We start from the raw sequence: 23,211 nt of genomic DNA, 5'->3' as shown, positions 1-23,211 counted from the left end.
TGACAGAAATTAGAGAAATCCATGAAGCTTACGCCGACCATTCAAAAGTACATCCTGCACTGGGGGGAAATGGGCGCGCGCTGGGGCGTTAATCGCACCGTGGCGCAGATTCATGCGCTGCTGTTTCTGGCTAACCAGCCGTTGCACGCAGAGGAAATCGTCGAGACCTTGAGCGTGGCGCGTTCCAACGTTAGCAATAGCCTGAAAGAGCTGCAAAGCTGGGGATTGGTGCGCACAACCCACTTGGCCGGCGACCGGCGTGATCACTTCGTTGCCTTGCAGGACGTGTGGGAAATCTTTCGCGTCATTGTTGAGGAGCGCAAGAAGCGCGAGATCGATCCCACCCTGACCGTGCTGCGCGCCTGCGCCGTGGAAGCGGAAAACGATCCGCAGTTAGAACAGGCGACCAAGGTCAAGATGGATCAAGTGCTGGACTTCCTCGAAATGCTCACGGCCACCTACGACGACTACAAGCATCTGCCGCCGGCGACCATGCAGCGTTTCCTGAAAATGGGTGGCAAGGTAGCGCGCTTGCTCGGCAGCGATTAAAAAATTTGGCCAATCATTTCTGTTTTGACAGAAACAACAGATGGAGGCGCTCAACATGAATAAGCCTGTACTGATGCTGTACTACGACGGAAACTGCAGCATTTGCCGCGCGCAGATGTCGCGTCTGCGCGTGCGAGACCGTACTGGCTGTCTGGCTTTCTCTGACATCGCTTCGCCTGACTTCTCTCTACAGGAGGTCGGTGTAAGCATGGAGGCGCTGGGCACGGAGATTCATGTACGTACTGCCGATGGCCGTCTGTTGGTGGGCATCGATAGCCTGGTTGCCATTTATACCGCGCTGGGGCGTGGCTGGTTGGTAGCTCCGCTGAAATGGCGCATGCTGCGGCCGCTGTTTGCGGCAATGTACCGTACCCTCGCGCGTAATCGTTATCGTCTCTCAGCGTGTGCCGATGGTGTTTGCAACATGGCGGGCAAATCATGAGAACCAGATCATTGCTAGTTCGCTGGATATACGGCGTGGCCGTGGTGCACCTGGTGGTGGGAGTGCTGCTGCCGCTATGCGCGGAGATGGCGATCACGGAGGCCTACCGACGCAGCATCGAGGGCTTTTTCTTCGGCGGCGAGGCGCCGCTGGCCGGCCGGGCGCTGCATAGCTGGTGGATATCGCTGTTTGGCCCCACCGTACAAGCTGCAGCGATCTGGATGGCGGGCCTGGCCGTGATTGGCGACCAACAGAGAAACGCCTTCGCCTGGCTGATGCTCATTCTCGGCCTGATCGTATGGGCGCCGCAGGACATGCTGATTTCTGCCCGCGCGCATTGCTGGATCAATCTGTGGATCGACCTGGCCGCCGTGGCAGTCATGCTGCCGCCATTGCTGTGGCTATGCAAGCTCGATTGGGCTATTACAAGAAAAGAGGCCGTACTATGAATACCCACCTGCTGGCTTTGCAGCTGATGGCAGTGCAGGGCTGCCTCGGCGCGTTCGATACGCTGTATCACCATGAATTGACCGAGGCACTGCCTGGCCGGCCCACGGCGCGGCGAGAACTGTCCATTCATGCGTTGCGGGCGTTGATTTACAGCGCCTTGTTTATCGGCCTGTCGGCGTGGTCGTTCCAAGGCTGGTGGGCGCTGGCGCTGCTGCTGGTCCTCACGATTGAAATCATCCTGACTTTGTGGGATTTTGTCGTGGAAGACCGTACCCGCCTGCTGCCCGCCACGGAACGCGTTACCCACACCGTGTTGGCAATGAACGGCGGCGCCTTCATTGCATTGCTGGCGATCGGCACGCCCGGAATGTTCGCCCTGCCGACTGCCCTCGTGTGGCAACCTCACGGCGGCTTGAGTATCTTCCTGGCGCTGTGCGGTGTTGGCGTGGGCCTGTCGGGCTTGCGCGATGCCTGGGCGGCGCGCGCTATCGGCCGCATGCAGGAGCGTGACGCTGGCGGCGCACCGGTGCGCTTTGCCGGCACGGAACGAAGCTTCCTCATCACCGGCGGCACCGGCTTTATCGGCCAACGGCTGATACGCGCTTTGCTGCGCGATGGGCATCGCGTTACGGTACTGACCCGGCAAGTGAAGCAGGCGGCGTGGCTGTTTGATGGCCGCGTTGAGTGCATCGCCAGCATGGCGCAGTTGCCGTCTTCGCGCAGGTTTGATGTCGTGATCAATCTGGCTGGCGCGCGTATCTTGGGCTGGCGCTGGAGTGCCGCGCGGCGTGCAGTGCTGCGGCAAAGCCGCGTAGGGCTAACCAGCAAGCTGGTGGATTGGATCGCGGCTGCGGAGCATAAGCCGGCCATGCTGTTGTCGGCGTCAGCGATCGGCTACTACGGCATACAGCAGCGCGGCGACGACACGGAATTGAGCGAGCAAGCCGCCCCACAAGCGATGTTCATGTCCGACCTTTGCCGCGAATGGGAAGAGGCCGCGCACGCTGCCGAGGCGCATGGCGTCCGCGTTGCCTGCATGCGTTTCGGGCTGGTGCTCGGCACGCAAGGCGCGCTGCCGATGATGCTGTTGCCGATTAAGCTCGGTCTTGGCGGCCCGCTGGGCGGAGGCAAGCAATGGCTGTCGTGGATTCATGTCGATGACCTGATAGCCGGCATTGCCCATTTGTGCCGGACGCAGGGTGCTGGCAACTATAACTTCACTGCACCGGAAACGCTCTCGCAGGCGGAGTTTAGCCGGGTAGCGGCATCGGTGCTGCGCCGCCCGTTCGGCATGCCGACGCCGGGCTGGCCCATGCGGCTGGTGCTGGGCGAGCAGGCAGATCTGCTGCTGGAGGGGCAGCGGGTGGTGCCGGCCAAGCTACTGGGCAGTGGATTCACGTTCGCCTATCCGAAACTGGATGGCGCGCTGCGCAACTTGTTGCGCTAGCGTCGAGAATTCTATTTTTCCTGCTTGAGCGGTTTGCCCTTGTCCATCACTTCGCGGCAGTCGCCCTTGAAGCTGGCGTTGTCGTAGTTGGACCAGCCGTAGCTGTCGACGTAGCGCTTGTGCTGCTTGAATTGCTTGCTCAGGAAGCTCCACTCCAGCTTTTGATCGTCGTATTGGATGTCACCCAAGTCCAGCAGCGTGTGGAACATGTTCTCGGTCGCCAGCCGCGCCTTGCGGTGGCGCAGCAGCTGCCTGACCTTCTCCGGGTAACGCTCCTTGTACTCGTCCGAGTACCACACCATGGCCGGCACGTGGAATTCATACTGCGTGTTGTGGCCGTGGAAGGCGAGGTTGCAACTGCCGTCGTACAGCGTCTGGCCGTGATCGGCCACGTAGACCATCGAGCCCAGCTGCTGCGTGCCTTTCAGTTGCTGGATCACTTGCGACAGGAACCAGTCGGTGTACAGGATCGAGTTGTCGTAGCTGTTGTTCAGCTGCGGCTTGATTTTCAGGTCGGTGTACACCGGCTTGTCGACGCCGAACAGCGACGGCTGCCACTTGTCGAATTCCTTCGGATAGCGCTGGCTGTAGTTCCAGTGGTTGCCCAGCGTGTGCAGCACGATCAGCTTTTTCGGCGCCGGATCGTTGATCGCGTGCTGCAAGGGCTCCAGCAAAATCTGGTCGAAGTTGGAGTTGTTGGTGAAGCCGCCCAGGTTCATGAACTGGATCACGTTGGCCTCTTTCGCAAACACCGACACCGGCGTATCAAACTGGCCGAACGAGATTTGATTCGACAGCCAGAACGCCTTGAAGCCGGCCTCCTTGTACGCGGTGATGAAGGACTTCTCGTAGAAGCCATCCTTCAGGCTTTGCATGGCCGGCTTGCGCGAGATAATCACCGGCACCGACAGGCGCGTTGCCGAGACGGCGGTAATCACGTCGGGCAGCGTCACCAGATTGGCTTCCTGTTTGAGCAGCGGCGTGGTGTCGCGCGCGTAGCCGTTGATGCCCCAGCGGTCGTAGCGCGACGATTCGCCGATCACCACGATGACGATTTCCGGCGCATCGTTCTGCACCGGCTGGCGCGCCTTGAAGGTGAAGCTGCTGCTGCGCTGGCCAAGATCGGCCAGGTATTCGCGCTCCTTGTAGAAGTCGATGCCGCGCGCGGTCAGGCCGAACGGCCACGAGGAGGCGAAGTCGCCAAAGCCCAGCGGCGAACGCACCCGCCACGGCAGCGCCGGCCAATGCCAGCCGGTGTGGCCGGCGCCGGCGACGGCCGCATGCTCAGGATCCTTGTCTTCCACCGCGTCCTCTTCCTCCGACGCCTCATCCTCGCTGACGGCGGCGGTGTCGGCCGAGGTCATGCCGACGAAGCGCAGCGCCGAGCTCAGCGCGGAGCCGATGGCCGACCCGGCCGGGGCAGTCTTGCTGGCGCTGGCATGCACTGGCGCCGCCGGCCTGGCGCTGACGCCGAATTCCCAGCCATAGGCCCACAGGCCGGCCAGCGCCACTAATATAGAGAGCGCGATCCAGCGCGTCTTGCCGCGCCACGCCAGCACCGGGCTGCGGCGGGCGGCGATCTGCACCGCGATCCACCACGCGATCACGCCCAGCAGCACGGCCGCCATCAGCCACACTTTGCGGCCGAGGAATTCCATCGCCTCCTTGGGACTGGTCTCGGCAATGATGCCGAGGTGGTGGGTGGAAATCCCCTGGCCGTAATAAATGAACAAGTAAATCTCGGTCGGCAGCGCCAGGAATGCCGGGATCAGCAGCCAGTGGAACCAGGCCGGCCGCCCAAACACGCCCCACACCGCCAGCCATGCCAGCAGCTCCACCGCCAGCACGTGCGCCAGATCCGGCGCCTGCTTGCCCAGCAGCAGCGGCACGCACGGCACCAGCGACAGCAGCAGGTAACTGATCAACACAAACAGGGGCGCGGGGCGCAACAGGGATCGCATGCGGGAAGACTGGCGGTTAAAATTATTTGCTATTATCAAGTCTTTCTTGATCTCCGGGCTAGTGTTTGCTTCCCCCTTGCAAGCCGCATTCCGCCGTGAAATTGGTTGACTGGGCCTCGCATCACGTCTATACTCGCGAGTTCTCAATTTATTCTGCACATCGTATACGTTGAATCTGGCTGCTCCATGAGAGTGGCTGTTTGCGCCTCCGACGGCCCATAAATCGAGAGAAGGTTTTTTGTCCCCGGCACTATGACCGGGTTGTTAACGTTGTAATTTAGTTGGGTTTAGAACGATGCCAACCATCAATCAACTGATTCGCCAACCACGCACCAAGCTGGTCGTGAAGAGCAAATCGCCGGCGCTGGAAAACAGCCCGCAAAAACGTGGCGTGTGCACCCGTGTGTACACCACCACTCCTAAGAAGCCAAACTCGGCACTGCGTAAAGTTGCCAAAGTGCGTCTGACCAACGGTTTCGAGGTAATCTCGTACATCGGCGGTGAAGGCCACAACCTGCAGGAACACAGCGTTGTTCTGCTGCGCGGCGGTCGTGTAAAAGACTTGCCAGGTGTGCGTTACCACATGGTTCGCGGTGCACTGGATACCCAGGGCGTTAAAGACCGTAAACAAGCTCGCTCGAAGTACGGTGCCAAGCGCGCCAAGCAAGCTAAGAAGTAATCTACATTAATTGAGTTGAGCCGGTCGCGAGACCGAGTAAGTGGTTGGCTATGATGGCCGCCGCGAGTGACCGCAAGGCACTCAACTGAAGATAAAAGGAAATGACATGCCACGTCGTCGTGAAGTACCCAAGCGCGAGATCCTGCCGGATCCAAAATTCGGCAACACCGATGTCGCCAAATTCGTAAACGTTCTGATGCTGTCCGGTAAAAAATCGGTTGCAGAGAACATCATCTACGGTGCTTTCGAGCACATCTCGCAAAAGTCCGGCAAAGATCCGCTGGAAGTGTTTGCTACCGCAATCAACAACGCCAAGCCGCTGGTTGAAGTGAAATCCCGTCGCGTTGGTGGTGCTAACTACCAGGTGCCGGTTGAAGTCCGCCCAGTGCGCCGTATGGCTCTGTCCATGCGTTGGCTGCGTGAAGCTGCCAACAAGCGCAGCGAAAAATCGATGCCACAACGTCTGGCCGGCGAACTGCTGGAAGCCGCTGAAGGCCGTGGCGGTGCGATGAAGAAGCGTGACGAAGTTCACCGCATGGCTGAAGCGAACAAAGCGTTCTCGCACTTCCGCTTCTAATAAAATCGGCCGGCTCCTGAGCCGGCTGTTATCCGTTGTTCGAGGCCGGGCTCATTTTTGTCAGCAAAAATGGCGCTCGGTTTTGTCCATTAAACGATTTAGGATTAATTATGGCCCGCAAGACCCCCATCGAGCGCTACCGTAACATCGGTATCTCCGCTCACATCGATGCAGGTAAGACCACCACCACCGAGCGCGTTCTGTTCTACACGGGCGTGAACCACAAGATCGGTGAAGTTCACGATGGCGCCGCCACCATGGACTGGATGGAACAGGAACAAGAGCGCGGTATTACCATTACCTCCGCTGCGACCACCTGCTTCTGGAAAGGCATGGCGAACAACTTCCCAGAACACCACATCAACATCATCGACACCCCAGGCCACGTTGACTTCACCATTGAAGTTGAACGTTCGATGCGCGTGTTGGACGGTGCTTGCATGGTTTACTGCGCAGTGGGCGGCGTTCAGCCACAGTCGGAAACCGTATGGCGTCAGGCTAACAAGTACAAAGTGCCACGTCTGGCCTTCGTCAACAAGATGGACCGTACCGGCGCAAACTTCTTCAAAGTTTACGACCAGATGCGCGCCCGCCTGAAGGCCAACCCAGTCCTGATCCAGATCCCGATCGGCGCCGAAGACAACTTCAAAGGCGTGATCGACCTGGTCAAGATGAAAGCGATCCTGTGGGACGACGCTTCGCAAGGCATGAAGTTCGACTACGTCGATATCCCTGCTGAGCTGGCGGATTCGGCCGCTGAGTGGCGCGAGAAGATGGTTGAAGCCGCTGCTGAAGCGAACGAAGACCTGATGAACAAGTACCTGGAAGAAGGCGACCTGTCGGAAGCCGAGATCAAGAAAGCGCTGCGCGACCGCACCATCGCTTCCGAGATCGTTCCTATGCTGTGCGGCACCGCCTTCAAGAACAAGGGCGTGCAGGCCATGCTGGACGCCGTGATCGAATACTTGCCATCGCCAGTGGACATCGCTGCCGTTGCCGGTACCGACGAAGACGAACAGCCAGCCACCCGTAAAGCAGCCGACGACGAGAAGTTCTCGGCGCTGGCCTTCAAGATCATGACCGACCCGTTCGTGGGCCAGCTGGCCTTCTTCCGCGTGTACTCGGGCGTGATCAACGCTGGCGATACCGTCTACAACTCGGTGAAAGGCCGCAAAGAGCGCCTGGGCCGTATTCTGCAGATGCACGCTAACCAGCGCGAAGAGATCAAAGAAGTGCGCGCCGGCGACATCGCCGCTGCAGTGGGTCTGAAAGACGTGACCACCGGCGAAACCCTGTGCGATCCAGCGTCGATCATCACCCTGGAAAAGATGGTGTTCCCAGAGCCAGTGATCCAGCAGGCAGTTGAGCCTAAGACCAAGGCTGACCAGGAGAAAATGGGCCTGGCCCTGAACCGTCTGGCTCAGGAAGACCCATCGTTCCGCGTGAAGACCGACGAAGAGTCGGGCCAGACCATCATCGGTGGTATGGGCGAGCTGCACCTGGAAATTATCGTTGACCGTATGAAGCGCGAATTCGGCGTGGAAGCCACCGTGGGCAAACCACAGGTTGCCTACCGCGAAACCGTGCGCAAATCGGTTACCGATGTGGAAGGCAAGTTCGTTAAGCAGTCGGGCGGTCGTGGTCAGTACGGTCACGCTGTTGTGACCCTGGAACCACAGGAACAAGGTAAAGGCTTCGAGTTCGTCGACGCAATCAAGGGCGGTGTGATTCCACGTGAATTCATCCCTGCAGTTGAAAAAGGCGTGCGTGAAACCCTGAACACCGGTGTTCTGGCTGGCTACCCAGTGGTTGACGTTAAAGTCACCCTGACCTTCGGTTCGTACCACGATGTTGACTCGAACGAAAATGCATTCCGCATGGCCGGTTCGATGGCATTCAAAGAAGCGTGCAAACGCGCTAACCCAGTCATCCTGGAACCAATGATGGCTGTGGAAGTGGAAACGCCGGAAGACTACGCCGGTACCGTGATGGGCGACCTGTCGTCCCGCCGTGGTATGGTGCAGGGCATGGACGAAATCCCAGGCGGCGGCGGCAAGATCATCAAAGCCGAAGTGCCACTGTCGGAAATGTTTGGTTACTCGACCACCCTGCGTTCCGCAACGCAAGGCCGTGCAACCTACACCATGGAGTTCAAGCACTACTCCGAGGCGCCTAAGCACGTTATCGACGCGATCGTTACCGCGAAAGCGAAGTAATTCTGGTATTTTTGCAGCCGGGTAGATCATCCGGCTGCACATTTAAAACTTAGTTTGAGGAAGAATCAAAATGGCAAAAGAAAAGTTCGAGCGGACTAAACCGCACGTCAACGTAGGCACCATCGGTCACGTCGACCACGGCAAAACCACCCTGACCGCAGCAATCGCAACCGTTCTGTCGAAAAAATTCGGCGGCGAAGCTAAAGCTTACGACCAGATCGACGCTGCTCCAGAAGAAAAAGCACGCGGTATTACCATTAACACCGCTCACGTCGAGTACGAAACCTCGGGCCGCCACTACGCTCACGTTGACTGCCCAGGCCACGCCGACTACATCAAGAACATGATTACCGGTGCAGCGCAGATGGACGGCGCGATCCTGGTTTGCTCCGCAGCTGACGGCCCAATGCCACAGACCCGCGAGCACATCCTGCTGGCCCGCCAAGTTGGCGTTCCATACATCATCGTGTTCCTGAACAAGTGCGACCTGGTTGACGACGCAGAACTGCTGGAACTGGTGGAAATGGAAGTGCGCGAACTGCTGTCGAAGTACGAGTTCCCAGGCGACGACCTGCCAATCGTAAAAGGTTCGGCACGTATGGCGCTGGACGGCGACACCGGCCCACTGGGCGAACAGGCGATCATGCAACTGGCCGACGCGCTGGACAGCTACATCCCAACCCCAGAGCGCGCAGTTGACGGCGCCTTCCTGATGCCAGTGGAAGACGTGTTCTCGATCTCGGGCCGCGGTACCGTGGTAACCGGTCGTGTTGAGCGCGGCATCATCAAAGTCGGCGAAGAGATCGAAATCGTTGGTATCACCGACACCGTAAAAACCACCTGCACCGGCGTGGAAATGTTCCGCAAACTGCTGGACCAAGGTCAAGCAGGCGACAACGTTGGTCTGCTGCTGCGCGGCACCAAGCGTGAAGACGTTCAGCGTGGTCAGGTTCTGGCAAAGCCAGGCTCGATCAAGCCGCACAACCACTTCACCGGCGAGATCTACGTTCTGTCGAAAGACGAAGGCGGCCGTCACACCCCGTTCTTCAACAACTACCGTCCACAGTTCTACTTCCGTACGACTGACGTGACCGGTTCGATCGAACTGCCAGCGGACAAAGAAATGGTTATGCCAGGCGACAACGTGTCGATCACCGTTAAGCTGATCAACCCGATCGCGATGGAAGAAGGTCTGCGCTTCGCAATCCGCGAAGGCGGCCGTACCGTAGGCGCAGGTGTTGTTGCTAAGATCATCGCCTAATTTTTAAGCGCTGATGTAAGCGGGGCCGACATGGTTGTGTTACCATGTCGGCCCTTGCAGTATCAATCGTTCTTTTTAAAATTGCTGGCGCTACACAGTTGCCAGTTCGCTCTTTTAGGGAATTATCATGACCGTTACCAATCAAAAAATCCGTATCCGCCTGAAGGCTTTCGACTACAAGCTGATCGACCAGTCGGCCCTGGAAATCGTTGACACCGCCAAGCGCACCGGCGCCGTGGTCAAAGGCCCAGTTCCACTGCCAACCCGTATCCAGCGTTTCGACGTTCTGCGTTCGCCGCACGTGAACAAGACCTCGCGCGACCAGTTCGAAATCCGCACCCACCAGCGCCTGATGGACATCGTCGACCCAACCGACAAGACCGTTGACGCCCTGATGAAGCTGGATCTGCCAGCTGGCGTTGATGTCGAAATCAAACTGCAGTAATCGTTTTTAAGTTGGCAGCTGCGGCTGCCGGCTGATGACGGGCCCGCGCGCGCAAGCGTCCGGGCCCGTTGTGTTTTCAGTTCAGTCCCAGGGCCAGCACGCCGGCCGCCACCGCCGGCGGCAGGGCGCCCAGTTTGTTGGCGTTGCGGCGGGCCGGGCTCGGCTCGGTGAAGGGACGCATCAGGTAGTGGCGCGCCATGGCGGCGCCGCCGATGGCAATCGCGTTGTTGCCAAAGTGCGGGGTGCGGATGGTGGGCGCCGCCAGCCCGGTGGCGCTGGCGCAGTCGTGCAGCACGCCGCGGCCGGGCCCGATGAAGCGCTCGCCCAGCCGCAGCGCGGCGCCGCCGACCACGATGCACATCGGGTCGAACGCCACCCACAGATTGTTGAGCAGCACGCCGAGATTGCGCCCGGCCGCTGCCACGGCGCGCGCGGCGCCGTCGTCGCCGGCTTCCGCTTCGGTGAATAATTGTTCCAGCTGCTCGGGCGAGGCCGGCTGCTGCTTGCCGTACACCTCGTCCAGCAGCGCTTGCAAGCCGATCAGCGCGTCGGCGCAGCCGCGCCGGCCGCATGAGCAGGGCGGGCCGCCCTGCTGCAAGATGGTGTGGCCAACCTCGCCGGCAAAGCCGTACAAGCCGGTCAGCAGGCGGCCGTTGACGATGATGCCGGCGCCGACGCCGTAGCCGATACTCAGGTAGATCAGCGGGTCGGCGTCGATCTGGCCGGAGAACTCCAGCTCGGCCAGCGCCGCCACGTTCGCTTCATTCTGGATGAACAGCGGCAGCTCGGCCAGCGGCGTGCCGGCAAACTGCGCGCGCAACTGGCTGGCCACGTCGACGTTGCGCCAGCCCAGGTGGGGCGCGTAGTGCAGCACGCCGGTGGCGTCGTCCACCACGCCGTGCAGGCCGACGCCGATGCCGAGCACGGTGCGCCCGGCCAGCGCCGCGCAGGTGGCCAGCTCGGCCAGGCCTTGCGCCATCAAGCCGATGCAGCCGGCCGTGTCGGCCGCGTCGAGGTAGGGCAGTTCCTGCTCGGCCAGCACTTCACCGAGCAAATTGGTGGCCACGATGCGCGCCATGCCGATGCCCATGTCGGCGCCCAGCAGGGCCAGCCGTTGGCCGTCCAGCTGCAGCGGGGTGGCGCGGCGGCCCAGGGCGCCGGTGGCCAGGATGTCGGCCTCGGTCAGCCAGCCTTCGTCCAGCAGTTCGCGCACCAGCAGGCTGACGGTGGACTTGGTGAGGCCCACGGTCTCGGCCAGCGCCGCGCGCGACAGTCCCGGCGCGCTGCACAACTGGCGCACCAGGGCCATGCGATTGATTTGCTTGAGTAACTGCTGGTCGCCAGCGACGATCATGGTGCGGATTCCAAAATGGGGCGTCTGCGGATCATACACCAAGCTTGTCACAACGACTATCAATCTCCCCGCACGGACATAATGGCCCGCTTTGGTGCGTACTTACAACAGCCGATGCGCAGAATCGGTGCGTAATTTGTTCGATCAATTGACGAATGAGCAGGATTCTCCTATCCTGAACTTGTCTAATAGTCATAAGAACGAGACCGGACAGCTTCCCCAAGGCGGGCATCACACCGCCGTCCGCTGTTCTGCGGCGCCTTACAGAACTACCCAGCAGTCAGTTTGAGTAGGATCAGCCCCGGCAAAGCAGCGCCGGAATAAACATAAAACAAGGAGATGAAGTGCGTACTTCGATGAAAACGTTTTCAAAGGCGCCACGACAGCGCCGCCTGATGAGCTTGGCCGTGGCCGGCGCTTGCGCCGCGTTCAGTGTAGCCCAAGCACAAGATAGCAACCCAGCCGGCGACAGCACCACCGGGCCTTCCGTGGTGGTGACCGGCATCCGCGCCAGTATGCAGTCGACGCTGAACATGAAGCGTAATTCCGATGGTATCGTCGACGGCATCGTGGCCGAAGACATGGGTAAATTCCCGGATACCAACCTGGCCGAATCGCTGCAACGGATTTCCGGCGTCTCGATCGACCGCAACAACGGCGAAGGCCAGAAAGTGACCGTGCGCGGCCTGGGCCCGGACTTCAACCTGGTGCTGCTGAATGGCCGCCAGATGCCGACCTCGGATCTGGGCGACCGCGAAGGCCGCTCGTTCGACTTCTCCAACCTGGCCTCGGAAGCGATCTCGCAGCTGCAGGTGTACAAGACCGGCCGCGCCGACAACCCAAGCGGCGGCATCGGCGCCACCATCAACGTCATCAGCGCCCGGCCGTTCGACAATCCGGGCCTGCACTCGAGCGTTGGCGTCAAGGCGGTGAAAGACACCTCCAACGACCACGTGGTGGACGCCTTCAAGGGCAAGAGCGTGACGCCGGAAGTATCGGGCATCTACTCCAACACCAGCGCCGACGGCCGCTTTGGCGTGGCAGTCAGCGGCAGCTACCAGTCGCGCGACTCGGGCGTCAACCGCGCCGGCCTGTTCAACGGCTACCGCGGCCCTTACCTGGGCTCGGCCGTGGTCGATGGCCAGACGCTGCCGCAGCCAGGCCAGCCAGGCTCGCAGAACATCACCAACCGCCCGGCGCCCGATGCGCTGTACTCGGTTCCGCAAAACTTCGGCTACAACAGCTCGGCGATCCAGCGTCAGCGTACCAACGGCCAGCTGACCTTGCAGTTCCGCCCGGTCAAGGAATTGACCACCACGGTCGACTACACCTATTCCGAACAGAAGATCCAGACCAAGCGTAGCGAGTTGAGCGTGTGGTTCGCGCAGACCCCGACCTCGACCAGCGTGTGGCCGAGCGGCCACGTGGTCAGCCCGATCAGCTACCAGGAAGTCTACCCGACGCCGCAGGATATCTCGGTGGTGGGCGGCGATTTCGCCACCAAGACCAAGAACAAGTCGTTGGGCTTCAACGCCGTGTGGAAAGCCACGCCGGATCTGAAAGTGGAGTTCGACGCCCACCACTCGACCGCCGAGTCGGGTTCCGACAGCCCGTTCGGCTCCGAGAACTCGCTGTCCAACGCCAGCTTCAGCCGCGGCACCACCAAGATCGACTTCAGCACCGAGCTGCCGATTCTGACCATGCCAGCCGCCAACCTGGCCGCCGCGCCGATCCAGGCGGCCGGTTCGTGGTTCCACGAGGCCTACGTGAAGTCGACCGTCAAGCAGGCCCAGGCCAAGGCCAGCCTGAAGCTGATGGAGGCGTCCGACCTGAACTTCGGCGTCAGCTACACCGACAGCACCAACCGCTCGACCTACGCCAACGTGCAGAACAACACCTGGGGCGGCGCCACCAAGCCGTCGGACTACCCGGCCAGCCTGTGGACGGCCAACCCGATGTCGTCGTTCTTCGACAAGCTGGGCGGTTCCGGCTCGCCTAACCTGTTTGCCACCCTGTACAGCTTCGACTTCGCCACCGTGCGCCAGGCCACGGCCAACGCCGTCGGCAACCAGGCCGCCTACCTGCCGAACAAGGGCAAGCCGGACACCGACCGTTCGATCCAGGAAAAAGTCACCTCGGTCTACGCCTCGCTGGGCACCGACTGGGATACCGCGATTCCGGTGCACACCTCGGCCGGCGTGCGCGTGGAACGCACCAAGGTCACCTCGATCGCCCAGGTACTGCCGGGCACGGCCGTGGTGTGGGTGGCGCAAAATGAGCTGCCGCTGACCTTTGGCGGCCAGGCCTTCACCAACACCGACGCCTCGTACACCAACGTGCTGCCGGCGCTGAATATCGACGCCGACATCCGCAGCGACATGAAGCTGCGCGCCAGCGCCGGCGCGACCATCGGCCGCGCCCGCTTCGACCAGCTGCAAGGCGGCCTGACGCTGGGCACCATCGCTGACGTGTTCGCCGGCGGCAGCGCCGCCGTGGGCAATCCGGCGCTGAAACCGGTCAAGGCCAAGAACCTGGATCTGTCGTGGGAATGGTATTACGACAAGCAGAGCGTGCTGTCGCTGGCCTACTTCCGCAAGAAGATGGACAACTACGCGGGCCAGACGCTGGTGTCGCAGTCGCTGTACGACCTGCACACCCCGATCGGCGGCGCCTACTACAAGCAGGCGCTGGCCAGCGGCTGTACCGCCGCCAACACCAACTGCATCCGCAACTACATTCTGAGCAACTTCGACGGCCAGCCGGGCGTGAAGAAGACCGGCGTGAAGGGCGACGGCAATCTGGACGGCACCATCACTGGCCTGGCGAGCGATCCGCTGCTGATGTTCAACACCACCACCTACGCCAACCAGAAGTCGGCCAACGTCAGCGGCGCCGAGGCCAACGTGCAGCATATGTTTGGCCAGAGCGGCTTTGGCGTGCAGGCGAACTACACCTACGTGCACTCGCCGCTGAAGTACAACAACGCCGACGTGAACGACCAGTTCGCGATCCTGGGCCTGAGCAACTCGGCCAACCTGGTTGGTATCTTCGAGAACAAGGACTGGTCGGTGCGCCTGGCTTACAACTGGCGCGATTCCTTCCTGGCCGCCACGGTGGACGGCAATGGCCGCGCCGCACCGGTGTACACCGATGCGTATGGCCAGGTCGACCTCAGCGTGGGCTACAATTTCAACAAGAACCTGAGCTTCCAGGCCGAGGCGATCAACCTCACCGACCGCACTACGCGCCAGCACGGCCGTACCGAGGCGGCCACCCTGAATGTGACGCAAGCTGGTCCGCGTTACATGCTGGGCCTGCGCTACAAGTTCTGAGCCGGGGTTGAAAAGGTAGTTGAGTAAGTCCGCAGGCCGTCGCCCGGTGCGACGGCCTGTTTTCTTGAGAGAATTCATGTCCGCCAGTCTCACCGCTATTGCCGAGATCGATTGCACGCGCAGCGCCGAGCTGTGTGGCGACGGTAGCCGGCCCTTGCCCGATGAGGTGCTGTGCTCGCCTGTGCCGCTGGTGCTGCGCGGGCTGGTGGCGCACTGGCCGCTGGTGCAGGCGGCGCGCCGCTCGGCGCGCGCGGCCGACAGCTATTTGCGCCGTTTTTACCGCGACGCCACGGTGCTGGGCAGCCACCGCCCGCCGGGCAGCGACGGCCGCATTTTTTACAACGATGAACTGAACGGTTTCAATTTCAACAGCCAGATGGTGCGCTTCGACCAGGTGCTCGACGCGCTGGCCGCGCACCTCGATGCGCCGGCGCCGCCGACCATGTATGTCGGCTCGACCACCATCGACACCTGCCTGCCGGGCCTGCGCGCCGAGAACGATGTGAACCTGGGCGCGCGCGACCCGCTGGCCAGCCTGTGGATCGGCAACCGCACCCGCATCCCGGCCCACTATGATGTGCCGGACAACCTGGCCTGCGTGGCGGCCGGCCGCCGCCGCTTCACCCTGTTCCCGCCGGAGCAGCTGAAGAACCTGTATGTCGGGCCGCTCGACGTGACGCCGGCCGGTCAGTCGGTCAGCATGGTCGATCTGCACCAGCCCGATCTGGAACGCTATCCGCGCTTTGCCGAAGCGCTGGCGCAGGCCCAGTCGGCCGAGCTGGAGGCGGGCGACGCGGTGTTCATCCCCAGCATGTGGTGGCACCACGTGGAAGGGCTGGAGCCGTTCAATATCTTGATTAACTACTGGTGGCGGCAGTCGCCGGCGTGGATGGACACGCCGCACAATGCCTTGCTGCTGGGTCTGATGACCATGCGCGATTTGCCGCCGGCGCAGCGCGCGGCGTGGCAGGAAATCTTCCGCCACTACGTGTTCGACAGCGACGGCAGCGAGGCGGCCCATATCCCGCCGGCCGCGCGCGGGGTGCTGGCGCCACTGGACGAAGCGGGCGCGCGCATGCTGCGCGCCCAGTTGCTGAACCGGCTCAACCGCTAGGGGCCGGCGGTAAAGACTCTGCTGTACTGAGAGGGGGAGGGGCGGGTCGTGCCGCCCCGACACTTGCACAGGCCGCGCCGTCCCGGCGGCCTGTTTTTTTTGCCTCGGTAACGGTAGAGTAAGCGCCATGCTTGCCACTTTCGATCACCACCTATTAAATGCCGCCGCCCGCCCGGGCCTGCGCGGTGCGGCCCGCTTTGTTGCGGAATTTTGGTACTTTGGTATCAAGGAAGCGCGCGCCTGCCTGTTTGTTGCGCTGTTCTTTGGCGCCGTGTTCCTGGTACCGCGCACCGGCCTGCTGGGACTGCCGCGCTACGACGTGCTGCTGGTGGCGGCGCTGGGCATACAGGCGTGGATGGTGTGGGCCAAGCTGGAAACATGGGATGAACTGAAGGCGGTGAGCCTGTTCCACGTAGTGGGCTTTGCGCTGGAAGTGTTCAAGACCTCGGGCGCGATCCAGTCGTGGAGCTATCCTGATTTTGGCTACACCAAGCTGTTGGGCGTGCCGCTGTTTTCCGGTTTTATGTACGCGGCGGTGGGCAGCTACATCATCCAGGCGTGGCGGCTGTTTGATTTGCGCATTCGCCACCATCCGCCGCACTGGATGGCGGCGCTGATTGCCATCCTGATCTACGCCAACTTCTTCACCCATCACTATATCGGCGACTATCGCTGGTATCTGGCCGCCTGCGCGCTGGGGCTGTACGCGCGCACCACGGTGGTGTTCCGCCCGCTGGATCGCGACCGTAGCATGCCCTTGCTGCTGGCGTTTGTGCTGATCGGCTTATTCATCTGGCTGGCCGAGAACATCAGCACCTTCTGGGGCATCTGGCGCTACCCGAACCAGCTCGGCGCCTGGTCGGCCGTCCATGTCAGCAAATGGAGCTCATGGTCGCTGCTGGTGATTATGACCTTCACCATAGTGGCAAACCTGAAACACATCAAAGCCCGCATCCACGTGCCGGAAAAATAATCGCATAGCCGTTTGCGCCGCCTCAAACTAGCAGTTTAGGTTCGTGCTAGATTGGTTTTCTTACCCGGTGGAGGCAATATGAAAACGCAAACCATAGAACCTGAAGCGCTGGCTAAATTAGCCCGTGCAAAACACGAGTTCAGCGTATCCGCCCAGCCCGATGACTTGGGCTGGGTTGTGTGCGTACATGACATGCAAGGCGACCGCCTGCTGCTCGACTTGGAAAGCAAGGCTGCGGCAGTATTCGATGCGCTAGAGGCGGTCGAGCAACGCTTGCGGGCCTTGGGAATCGAGCAATTTGATATTAAGCAGATGGAAAAAGAAGAGGGATATGACGAGTGGCTCATAGGTGAAGTGCAGGAAGCGCTCGATGACCCATCGCCGCTGGTGCCGCACGAAGAAGCAATGCGCCGAATTCGGGCGGCTATCAAGGCAAAATAGTGACACACCTCGCGCATCTGCCGCGTCTTGCGCGTTAAGCATTCGGCAAGAAAACGGCCGGCGTGAGCGGCCGCCAGCCCGCATGGCGGCTGGTTTTGGTGCCTTTCTTCCCCCTGCGTCCGCAGACGCGTCAAAAAGCTGACATACCTCGTACTAAGTTGTTGCGTCAAGCCCCAAATCAAGATACACTAGCCGGCTTCGGTATGGATTCGTCTTTTTATTGGTCCGTACTATTTTTGTAGTTCAACATATCCCCGCCCAATCGTAGGTGGGAATTGGAGAAAAAATGAGCCTTGGCCTCCTCGGTCGCAAGGTTGGCATGATGCGTATCTTCACTGATGACGGGGACTCGATCCCAGTCACCGTGGTTGACGTATCGAACAACCGTGTTGCGCAAATCAAAACTCCTGAAACTGACGGCTACACCGCAGTTCAGGTCGCATTCGGTCAACGTCGCGCTTCCCGCGTGACCAAAGCCGTTGCTGGTCACCACGCTAAAGCCGGTGTTGAAGCTGGTACTCTGCTGAAAGAGTTCCGCGTTGACGCTGCTAAAGCTGCCGAACTGAAAGCTGGCGAAGTTGTCGCCGTTTCCCTGTTCGAAGTTGGTCAAAAAGTCGACGTTCAAGGTGTGTCGATCGGTAAAGGCTACGCCGGTACCATCAAGCGTCACAACTTTGCTTCGGGTCGTCAAACCCACGGTAACTCGCGTTCGCACAATGTTCCAGGCTCCATCGGTATGGCGCAGGATCCAGGCCGCGTGTTCCCAGGTAAGCGCATGACCGGTCACATGGGTGATGTCACCACGACCGTGCAGAACCTCGAAATCGCCCGTATCGACGCCGACCGCCAGCTGCTGCTGGTCAAAGGTGCGATCCCTGGCGCCAAAAACGGCCAGGTAGTGGTTTCGCCTGCTGTCAAAGTTAAAGCAAAGAAGGGAGCTTAAACGATGGAACTCAAGCTCTTGAACGCTCAAGGTCAAGCCGCCTCTAACGTTGCTGCCGCCGACACCGTCTTCGGCCGTGACTACAACGAAGCCCTGATCCACCAGATCGTCGTTGCTTACCAAGCCAATGCTCGCAGCGGCAACCGTAAACAAAAAGACCGTGAAGAAGTCCACCACACGACCAAAAAGCCATGGCGCCAAAAAGGTACCGGCCGTGCTCGTGCAGGTATGTCGTCGTCGCCACTGTGGCGCGGCGGTGGTCGCATCTTCCCGAACTCGCCTGACGAGAACTTCACCCACAAAGTGAACAAGAAGATGTACCGCGCTGGTCTGTGCTCGATTCTGTCGCAGCTGGCCCGTGAAGACCGTCTGGTCGTGATCGAAGATCTGTCGATCGAAGCACCAAAAACCAAGCTGCTGTCGCAAAAGCTGACCGGCCTGGGCTTCGACTCCGTGCTGATCATCACCGACACCGCCAACGAAAACCTGGAACTGGCTTCCCGCAACCTGCCAAACGTGCTGGTTGTTGAGCCACGTCACGCCGATCCTATGTCGCTGGTCTTCTACAAAAAGATCCTGGTGACCAAGGCTGCGCTGGCTAAGATTGAGGAGATGCTGGCATGAGCGCATTGAAATTTAGCGAAGAACGCCTGCTGAAAGTACTGGTTGCGCCAGTGATTTCCGAAAAGGCCACCCTGGTCGCGGAAAAGAACGAGCAGATCGTGTTCCGTGTTACCACCGACGCGACCAAGCCAGAGATCAAGGCTGCCGTAGAACTGCTGTTCAAAGTCGAAGTGGCTTCGGTGCAAACCGTAAACCGCGAAGGCAAGCAAAAGCGTTCGGGCGCCCACATCGGCCGCCGCAACCACACCAAGCGTGCTTTCGTGTGCCTGAAACCAGGCCAGGAAATCAATTTCACCGAGGAGGCTAAATAATGGCACTCGTTAAGATGAAGCCAACCTCCCCAGGCCGTCGTGGCATGGTGAAAGTTGTGAACAGCGACCTGTACAAAGGCCGTCCGTTCGCCGCTCTGGTTGAGAAAAAATCGAAAACTGCTGGCCGTAACAACAACGGTCACATCACCACCCGTCACATCGGTGGTGGTCACAAGCAGCACTATCGCGTGATCGACTTCAAGCGTAACAGCAAGGACGGTATCCCAGCGAAAGTGGAACGTATCGAATACGATCCTAACCGTACTGCGCACATCGCTCTGCTGTGCTACGCCGACGGCGCCCGTACCTACATCATCGCCACCAAAGGCATGGCTGTGGGCGACACCATCATGACCGGCTCGGAAGCGCCGATCAAGTCGGGTAACTGCCTGCCGATCCGTAACATTCCAGTCGGTACCATCATGAACTGCGTGGAAATGCTGCCAGGTAAAGGTGCCCAGATGGCCCGTACCGCCGGCGCCGGCGTCGTGCTGATGGCGCGTGAAGGTACCTACGCTCAAGTGCGTCTGCGCTCGGGTGAAGTACGTCGCGTGCACATCGAGTGCCGTGCTACCGTGGGTGAAGTCGGCAATGCCGAACACAGCCTGCGTAAGATCGGTAAAGCTGGTGCCATGCGTTGGCGCGGTGTTCGTCCTACCGTTCGCGGTGTGGTCATGAACCCGATCGACCACCCGCACGGTGGTGGTGAAGGCCGTACCGCAGCTGGTCGTCACCCAGTGTCGCCATGGGGCCAGCAGACCAAGGGTAAGAAGACTCGCAGCAACAAGCGCACTTCTTCGATGATCGTCTCGCGCCGCGGCAAGAAATAAGGATAAATCATGACTCGTTCATTGAAAAAAGGGCCGTTCTGTGACGCCCACCTGGTGAAAAAAGTCGAAGCCGCGCAAGCGTCCAAAGACAAAAAGCCAATCAAAACCTGGTCCCGTCGCTCGACCATCATGCCTGACTTCATCGGCCTGACGATCGCTGTTCACAACGGCAAGCTGCACGTGCCTGTGTACGTTTCCGAGAACATGGTTGGTCACAAGCTCGGCGAATTCGCGCTGACCCGCACGTTCAAAGGCCATGCCGCTGACAAGAAGGCGAAGAAATAATGGAAACCAAAGCTATCCTCAAAGGCGTGCGCCTGTCGGACCAAAAGGGCCGCCTGGTTGCTGACCTGATCCGTGGCAAGAAAGTTGACGCTGCACTCAACATTCTGCAATTCAGCCCGAAAAAAGGCGCCACCATCATCAAGAAAGTGCTCGAGTCGGCAATCGCCAACGCTGAGCACAACGATGGTGCCGACATCGACGAATTGTTCGTGAAAACGATCTACGTTGAAAAGGGCCCGATCCTGAAGCGCTTCACCGCGCGTGCAAAAGGTCGTGGCGATCGCATTTCGAAACAATCGTGTCACATTTATGTGACCGTCGGCAACTAAGGAGCCAAGATGGGTCAGAAAATTCATCCAACTGGTTTCCGCCTGGCGGTAACCCGTAACTGGGCTTCGCGTTGGTACGCTGGCAATGGTAACTTTGCCGACATGCTGAACGAAGACTTGAAAGCACGTACCTACCTGAAGACCAAGCTGAAGAACGCTTCGGTTGGCCGCATCGTCATCGAGCGTCCAGCCAAGAACGCGCGCTTCACCATCTACAGCTCGCGTCCAGGTGTTGTGATCGGCAAAAAAGGCGAAGACATCGAAGTACTGAAGTCGGCGCTGGGCAAGATCATGGGCGTGCCGGTGCACGTGAACATCGAAGAAATCCGCAAGCCAGAAATCGATTCGCAGCTGATCGCTGACTCGATCGCTCAGCAGCTCGAAAAACGTATCATGTTCCGCCGCGCCATGAAGCGCGCGATGCAGAACGCGATGCGCCTGGGCGCCCTGGGCATCAAGATCATGTCGTCGGGTCGTCTGAACGGCATCGAGATCGCCCGTACCGAATGGTACCGCGAAGGCCGTGTGCCACTGCACACCCTGCGCGCTGACATCGACTACGGCACCTCGGAAGCGTCGACCACCTACGGCATCATCGGTGTCAAGGTGTGGGTCTACAAAGGTGACCGTTCGGCCACCGGCGAAGCTCCAGTGATCGATACCCCGGCTGAAGAGAAAAAGCCACGTGGCCCACGTCGTGAAGACGGCAAGCCAGCTGGCCGTCCACGTCCAGCTGGTGGCGCCCGTCGCGCTGCCAAGCCGGCTGAGAAAGCAGGAGAATAATCATGCTGCAACCAGCACGCAGAAAGTATCGTAAAGAGCAGAAAGGCCGTAACACCGGCATTTCGCACACCACCGGCACCAACGTGTCGTTTGGCGAGTTCGGTCTGAAGGCCGTCGCTCGTGGCCGTATCACTGCCCGTCAAATCGAAGCAGCGCGTCGTGCCATGACCCGTCACATCAAGCGTGGCGGCCGTATCTGGATCCGCGTCTTCCCAGACAAGCCGATCTCGAACAAGCCAGCTGAAGTCCGTATGGGTAACGGTAAGGGTAACCCAGAGTACTACGTCGCTGAAATCCGCCCAGGCAAAGTCCTGTACGAGATGGACGGCGTCGCAGAAGAACTGGCGCGCGAAGCATTCCGCCTGGCCGCTGCCAAACTGCCACTGGCGACCACCTTCGTGGTGCGCCAAGTTGGCCAATAACAGGAGTGAAATATGAAAGCATCTGAACTCCGCGGCAAAGACCAGGTAGCTCTGCAAAAAGAGCTGAATGACCTGTTGAAGGCACAGTTCGGCCTGCGTATGCAAATCGCTACGCAACAGCTGAGCAACACCTCGCAGCTCAAGAAGGTACGTCGCGACATCGCACGCGTAAAAACGGTATTGAACACGAAGGAAGCAAAATGACCGAGCAAGTAAAGCTGAAGCGTACGCTGATCGGTAAAGTTGTGTCCGACAAGATGGACAAGACCGTTACCGTTCTGATCGAACGTCACGTGAAACACCCTCTGTATGGCAAGATCATCGTTCGTTCGGCAAAGTATCACGCCCACGACGAGACCAACCAGGTGAAAGCCGGTGATACGGTGGAAATCACCGAAGGTCGCCCGATCTCCAAAACGAAGGCATGGACCGTGACCCGCGTGGTGCAAGCCGCGCAAATCGTTTAATTGAAATAGCCGCCGCTTAACACTGCCCGCAACGGTGGTTTTAGGCGGTATTTTCAATTAGTTCTTGCAAGCCCGCGAGTTGTGTGTAATACTCGTGGGCTTCGTTCATGTAACGCCGCAAAGTGTCTGGCCACAGACGCTGAACCGTGCGGTCAGTATGCAGTACGAAGGTCAAGCACCCAAGCAGCGGGCTCAGCAGAGCCTTCTGGCGGGACCAAGACTGACCGTTAGGTCCGCATTGTGTGGATTCTTCGGCTTAAGTTGGGAAAGAGAATATTATGATTCAAACTGAAAGCCGGCTCGAAGTAGCCGACAACACCGGTGCCAAAGAAGTCATGTGCATCAAGGTGTTGGGCGGTTCCAAGCGCCGTTATGCTGGCATTGGCGACGTGATCAAAGTAACCGTCAAGGTTGCTCAGCCACGCGGCCGTGTCAAAAAAGGTGAAATTTATAACGCCGTGGTAGTGCGCACCGCTAAAGGTGTTCGCCGCCAAGACGGTTCCCTGGTGAAGTTCGACGGCAATGCCGCCGTGCTGCTGAACGCCAAGCTGGAACCGATCGGTACGCGTATCTTCGGACCAGTGACCCGCGAACTGCGCACTGAGAAGTTCATGAAGATCGTGTCCCTGGCACCTGAAGTACTGTAAGGAGTCAGTAATGGATAAGATTCGTAAAAACGACGAAGTCATCGTTCTGGCCGGTAAAGACAAGGGCAAACGCGGTGTCGTTTCGCGTCGCGTAGACGCAGAACACGTTGTGGTTGAAGGCGTCAACGTTGCTAAGAAAGCGACCAAGCCGAACCCAATGACTGGCGTTCAAGGTGGTATCGTCGACAAGACTATGCCGATTCACGTGTCCAACGTTGCATTGTTCAATGCAGCGACTGGCAAGGCAGACCGTGTTGGTTTCAAAGAAGTGGACGGCAAAAAAGTCCGCGTCTTTAAATCGTCCGGCGAAGTAGTGAAGGCTTAAGAAA

General features: G+C 59.7%; 27 protein-coding genes. 25 read left to right on the top strand and 2 right to left on the bottom strand.

Annotated features, from left to right (window positions below; all coding sequences use genetic code 11):
• Positions 1-21 precede the first annotated feature (21 nt).
• From GTP45_RS19870 to GTP45_RS19855, 4 genes are read left to right on the top strand one after another with little or no spacing between them, the layout of a single operon-like run.
• Positions 22-549, top strand: coding sequence for a GbsR/MarR family transcriptional regulator (locus GTP45_RS19870; RefSeq protein WP_161015614.1), 528 nt, complete (start codon positions 22-24; stop codon positions 547-549).
• Positions 550-604: 55 nt separating this feature from the next.
• Complete coding sequence (locus GTP45_RS19865) at positions 605-991, top strand: thiol-disulfide oxidoreductase DCC family protein (RefSeq protein ID WP_161015613.1); 387 nt, start codon at positions 605-607, stop codon at positions 989-991.
• Complete coding sequence (locus GTP45_RS19860; protein WP_161015612.1) at positions 988-1,440, top strand: cell division protein; 453 nt, start codon at positions 988-990, stop codon at positions 1,438-1,440. The genes GTP45_RS19865 and GTP45_RS19860 overlap by 4 nt, the downstream gene beginning before the upstream one ends.
• Positions 1,437-2,888, top strand: a complete 1,452-nt coding sequence (locus GTP45_RS19855; RefSeq protein ID WP_161015611.1) for a TIGR01777 family oxidoreductase — start codon at positions 1,437-1,439, stop codon at positions 2,886-2,888. The genes GTP45_RS19860 and GTP45_RS19855 overlap by 4 nt, the downstream gene beginning before the upstream one ends.
• A gap of 11 nt (positions 2,889-2,899) precedes the next feature.
• On the opposite strand, the gene GTP45_RS19850 is transcribed toward GTP45_RS19855, so the two are convergent.
• Positions 2,900-4,849 (bottom strand): phosphoethanolamine transferase, encoded by a 1,950-nt coding sequence (locus GTP45_RS19850; RefSeq protein WP_161015610.1) that lies wholly within the window; start codon positions 4,847-4,849, stop codon positions 2,900-2,902.
• 295 nt (positions 4,850-5,144) lie between these two features.
• Here GTP45_RS19850 and rpsL point away from each other — a divergent pair, with 295 nt between their 5' ends.
• The 5 genes from rpsL to rpsJ all read left to right on the top strand — a co-directional run bounded on the left by rpsL (position 5,145) and on the right by rpsJ (position 10,027).
• Positions 5,145-5,528: a 30S ribosomal protein S12 gene (gene rpsL, locus GTP45_RS19845; RefSeq protein ID WP_092281397.1), complete on the top strand. Its 384-nt coding sequence runs from the start codon at positions 5,145-5,147 to the stop codon at positions 5,526-5,528.
• A 106-nt stretch (positions 5,529-5,634) separates the two neighbouring features.
• Positions 5,635-6,105 (top strand): 30S ribosomal protein S7, encoded by a 471-nt coding sequence (gene rpsG, locus GTP45_RS19840; RefSeq protein ID WP_161015609.1) that lies wholly within the window; start codon positions 5,635-5,637, stop codon positions 6,103-6,105.
• A 110-nt stretch (positions 6,106-6,215) separates the two neighbouring features.
• Positions 6,216-8,321: an elongation factor G gene (gene fusA / locus GTP45_RS19835; RefSeq protein ID WP_161015608.1), complete on the top strand. Its 2,106-nt coding sequence runs from the start codon at positions 6,216-6,218 to the stop codon at positions 8,319-8,321.
• 70 nt (positions 8,322-8,391) lie between these two features.
• Entirely contained in the window at positions 8,392-9,582 is a 1,191-nt protein-coding gene (gene tuf / locus GTP45_RS19830) for an elongation factor Tu (protein ID WP_161015607.1), read from the top strand.
• Positions 9,583-9,709: 127 nt separating this feature from the next.
• On the top strand, positions 9,710-10,027 hold the full coding sequence (rpsJ, locus tag GTP45_RS19825; RefSeq protein WP_072786805.1) for a 30S ribosomal protein S10: 318 nt from the start codon (positions 9,710-9,712) through the stop codon (positions 10,025-10,027).
• A 76-nt stretch (positions 10,028-10,103) separates the two neighbouring features.
• Here the strand turns inward: rpsJ and GTP45_RS19820 are convergent, their stop codons facing one another.
• Entirely contained in the window at positions 10,104-11,381 is a 1,278-nt protein-coding gene (locus GTP45_RS19820) for an ROK family transcriptional regulator (RefSeq protein WP_161015606.1), read from the bottom strand.
• A 356-nt stretch (positions 11,382-11,737) separates the two neighbouring features.
• Between GTP45_RS19820 and GTP45_RS19815 the strand changes: the two genes are divergently transcribed.
• From GTP45_RS19815 to rplX, 16 genes are all read left to right on the top strand, one after another.
• Positions 11,738-14,713: a TonB-dependent receptor gene (locus tag GTP45_RS19815; protein WP_166454686.1), complete on the top strand. Its 2,976-nt coding sequence runs from the start codon at positions 11,738-11,740 to the stop codon at positions 14,711-14,713.
• Between the two features lie 76 nt (positions 14,714-14,789).
• Positions 14,790-15,827: a cupin-like domain-containing protein gene (locus GTP45_RS19810; RefSeq protein WP_161015604.1), complete on the top strand. Its 1,038-nt coding sequence runs from the start codon at positions 14,790-14,792 to the stop codon at positions 15,825-15,827.
• A 127-nt stretch (positions 15,828-15,954) separates the two neighbouring features.
• A complete protein-coding gene (locus GTP45_RS19805) occupies positions 15,955-16,800 on the top strand; it encodes a DUF817 domain-containing protein (RefSeq protein WP_161015603.1) in 846 nt (281 codons plus the stop codon).
• Positions 16,801-16,878: 78 nt separating this feature from the next.
• Positions 16,879-17,241, top strand: coding sequence for an antitoxin PaaA2 family protein (locus GTP45_RS28070; protein WP_166454684.1), 363 nt, complete (start codon positions 16,879-16,881; stop codon positions 17,239-17,241).
• Positions 17,242-17,527: 286 nt separating this feature from the next.
• Positions 17,528-18,184, top strand: coding sequence for a 50S ribosomal protein L3 (gene rplC / locus GTP45_RS19800; RefSeq protein WP_161015602.1), 657 nt, complete (start codon positions 17,528-17,530; stop codon positions 18,182-18,184).
• Between the two features lie 3 nt (positions 18,185-18,187).
• Positions 18,188-18,808: a 50S ribosomal protein L4 gene (gene rplD, locus GTP45_RS19795; protein ID WP_072786810.1), complete on the top strand. Its 621-nt coding sequence runs from the start codon at positions 18,188-18,190 to the stop codon at positions 18,806-18,808.
• The gene (gene rplW / locus GTP45_RS19790) at positions 18,805-19,119 is read left to right on the top strand and encodes a 50S ribosomal protein L23 (RefSeq protein WP_161015601.1); all 315 of its coding nucleotides are present in this window, start codon (positions 18,805-18,807) and stop codon (positions 19,117-19,119) included. Before rplD ends, rplW begins: the two co-directional genes overlap by 4 nt.
• Entirely contained in the window at positions 19,119-19,949 is an 831-nt protein-coding gene (gene rplB, locus GTP45_RS19785; protein WP_161015600.1) for a 50S ribosomal protein L2, read from the top strand. The genes rplW and rplB overlap by 1 nt, the downstream gene beginning before the upstream one ends.
• A gap of 9 nt (positions 19,950-19,958) precedes the next feature.
• Positions 19,959-20,234: a 30S ribosomal protein S19 gene (gene rpsS / locus GTP45_RS19780; protein WP_155436392.1), complete on the top strand. Its 276-nt coding sequence runs from the start codon at positions 19,959-19,961 to the stop codon at positions 20,232-20,234.
• Entirely contained in the window at positions 20,231-20,563 is a 333-nt protein-coding gene (gene rplV, locus GTP45_RS19775) for a 50S ribosomal protein L22 (RefSeq protein WP_174864456.1), read from the top strand. The genes rpsS and rplV overlap by 4 nt, the downstream gene beginning before the upstream one ends.
• Positions 20,564-20,572: 9 nt before the next feature.
• Positions 20,573-21,346 (top strand): 30S ribosomal protein S3, encoded by a 774-nt coding sequence (rpsC, locus tag GTP45_RS19770; protein WP_155467995.1) that lies wholly within the window; start codon positions 20,573-20,575, stop codon positions 21,344-21,346.
• 2 nt (positions 21,347-21,348) lie between these two features.
• Positions 21,349-21,768, top strand: coding sequence for a 50S ribosomal protein L16 (gene rplP, locus GTP45_RS19765; RefSeq protein WP_135205161.1), 420 nt, complete (start codon positions 21,349-21,351; stop codon positions 21,766-21,768).
• A gap of 12 nt (positions 21,769-21,780) precedes the next feature.
• Positions 21,781-21,972, top strand: a complete 192-nt coding sequence (gene rpmC, locus GTP45_RS19760; RefSeq protein WP_090192442.1) for a 50S ribosomal protein L29 — start codon at positions 21,781-21,783, stop codon at positions 21,970-21,972.
• Positions 21,969-22,235 (top strand): 30S ribosomal protein S17, encoded by a 267-nt coding sequence (gene rpsQ / locus GTP45_RS19755; protein WP_072786815.1) that lies wholly within the window; start codon positions 21,969-21,971, stop codon positions 22,233-22,235. The genes rpmC and rpsQ overlap by 4 nt, the downstream gene beginning before the upstream one ends.
• Before the next feature lie 278 nt (positions 22,236-22,513).
• Positions 22,514-22,882, top strand: coding sequence for a 50S ribosomal protein L14 (gene rplN, locus GTP45_RS19750; RefSeq protein WP_050409761.1), 369 nt, complete (start codon positions 22,514-22,516; stop codon positions 22,880-22,882).
• A gap of 10 nt (positions 22,883-22,892) precedes the next feature.
• Complete coding sequence (gene rplX / locus GTP45_RS19745) at positions 22,893-23,207, top strand: 50S ribosomal protein L24 (RefSeq protein WP_092280168.1); 315 nt, start codon at positions 22,893-22,895, stop codon at positions 23,205-23,207.
• Positions 23,208-23,211: the final 4 nt, after the last annotated feature.

This window comes from Duganella rivi (genome assembly GCF_009857435.1).
Taxonomy (GTDB): domain Bacteria; phylum Pseudomonadota; class Gammaproteobacteria; order Burkholderiales; family Burkholderiaceae_D; genus Rugamonas; species Rugamonas rivi.
The sequence above is the reverse complement of the archived record's forward strand: the minus strand, read 5'-3'. Positions and strand labels throughout refer to the sequence as shown.

Excerpts from the sequence above, each read along its gene's own strand:
- GTP45_RS19870 (WP_161015614.1), top strand. The coding sequence starts at position 22 with ATGAAGCTTACGCCGACCATTCAAAAGTACATCCTGCACTGGGGGGAA.
- GTP45_RS19865 (WP_161015613.1), top strand. The coding sequence starts at position 605 with ATGAATAAGCCTGTACTGATGCTGTACTACGACGGAAACTGCAGCATT.
- GTP45_RS19860 (WP_161015612.1), top strand. The coding sequence starts at position 988 with ATGAGAACCAGATCATTGCTAGTTCGCTGGATATACGGCGTGGCCGTG.
- GTP45_RS19855 (WP_161015611.1), top strand. The coding sequence starts at position 1,437 with ATGAATACCCACCTGCTGGCTTTGCAGCTGATGGCAGTGCAGGGCTGC.
- GTP45_RS19850 (WP_161015610.1), bottom strand. The coding sequence starts at position 4,849 with ATGCGATCCCTGTTGCGCCCCGCGCCCCTGTTTGTGTTGATCAGTTAC.
- rpsL (WP_092281397.1), top strand. The coding sequence starts at position 5,145 with ATGCCAACCATCAATCAACTGATTCGCCAACCACGCACCAAGCTGGTC.
- rpsG (WP_161015609.1), top strand. The coding sequence starts at position 5,635 with ATGCCACGTCGTCGTGAAGTACCCAAGCGCGAGATCCTGCCGGATCCA.
- fusA (WP_161015608.1), top strand. The coding sequence starts at position 6,216 with ATGGCCCGCAAGACCCCCATCGAGCGCTACCGTAACATCGGTATCTCC.
- tuf (WP_161015607.1), top strand. The coding sequence starts at position 8,392 with ATGGCAAAAGAAAAGTTCGAGCGGACTAAACCGCACGTCAACGTAGGC.
- rpsJ (WP_072786805.1), top strand. The coding sequence starts at position 9,710 with ATGACCGTTACCAATCAAAAAATCCGTATCCGCCTGAAGGCTTTCGAC.
- GTP45_RS19820 (WP_161015606.1), bottom strand. The coding sequence starts at position 11,381 with ATGATCGTCGCTGGCGACCAGCAGTTACTCAAGCAAATCAATCGCATG.
- GTP45_RS19815 (WP_166454686.1), top strand. The coding sequence starts at position 11,738 with ATGAAAACGTTTTCAAAGGCGCCACGACAGCGCCGCCTGATGAGCTTG.
- GTP45_RS19810 (WP_161015604.1), top strand. The coding sequence starts at position 14,790 with ATGTCCGCCAGTCTCACCGCTATTGCCGAGATCGATTGCACGCGCAGC.
- GTP45_RS19805 (WP_161015603.1), top strand. The coding sequence starts at position 15,955 with ATGCTTGCCACTTTCGATCACCACCTATTAAATGCCGCCGCCCGCCCG.
- GTP45_RS28070 (WP_166454684.1), top strand. The coding sequence starts at position 16,879 with ATGAAAACGCAAACCATAGAACCTGAAGCGCTGGCTAAATTAGCCCGT.
- rplC (WP_161015602.1), top strand. The coding sequence starts at position 17,528 with ATGAGCCTTGGCCTCCTCGGTCGCAAGGTTGGCATGATGCGTATCTTC.
- rplD (WP_072786810.1), top strand. The coding sequence starts at position 18,188 with ATGGAACTCAAGCTCTTGAACGCTCAAGGTCAAGCCGCCTCTAACGTT.
- rplW (WP_161015601.1), top strand. The coding sequence starts at position 18,805 with ATGAGCGCATTGAAATTTAGCGAAGAACGCCTGCTGAAAGTACTGGTT.
- rplB (WP_161015600.1), top strand. The coding sequence starts at position 19,119 with ATGGCACTCGTTAAGATGAAGCCAACCTCCCCAGGCCGTCGTGGCATG.
- rpsS (WP_155436392.1), top strand. The coding sequence starts at position 19,959 with ATGACTCGTTCATTGAAAAAAGGGCCGTTCTGTGACGCCCACCTGGTG.
- rpsC (WP_155467995.1), top strand. The coding sequence starts at position 20,573 with ATGGGTCAGAAAATTCATCCAACTGGTTTCCGCCTGGCGGTAACCCGT.
- rplP (WP_135205161.1), top strand. The coding sequence starts at position 21,349 with ATGCTGCAACCAGCACGCAGAAAGTATCGTAAAGAGCAGAAAGGCCGT.
- rpmC (WP_090192442.1), top strand. The coding sequence starts at position 21,781 with ATGAAAGCATCTGAACTCCGCGGCAAAGACCAGGTAGCTCTGCAAAAA.
- rpsQ (WP_072786815.1), top strand. The coding sequence starts at position 21,969 with ATGACCGAGCAAGTAAAGCTGAAGCGTACGCTGATCGGTAAAGTTGTG.
- rplN (WP_050409761.1), top strand. The coding sequence starts at position 22,514 with ATGATTCAAACTGAAAGCCGGCTCGAAGTAGCCGACAACACCGGTGCC.
- rplX (WP_092280168.1), top strand. The coding sequence starts at position 22,893 with ATGGATAAGATTCGTAAAAACGACGAAGTCATCGTTCTGGCCGGTAAA.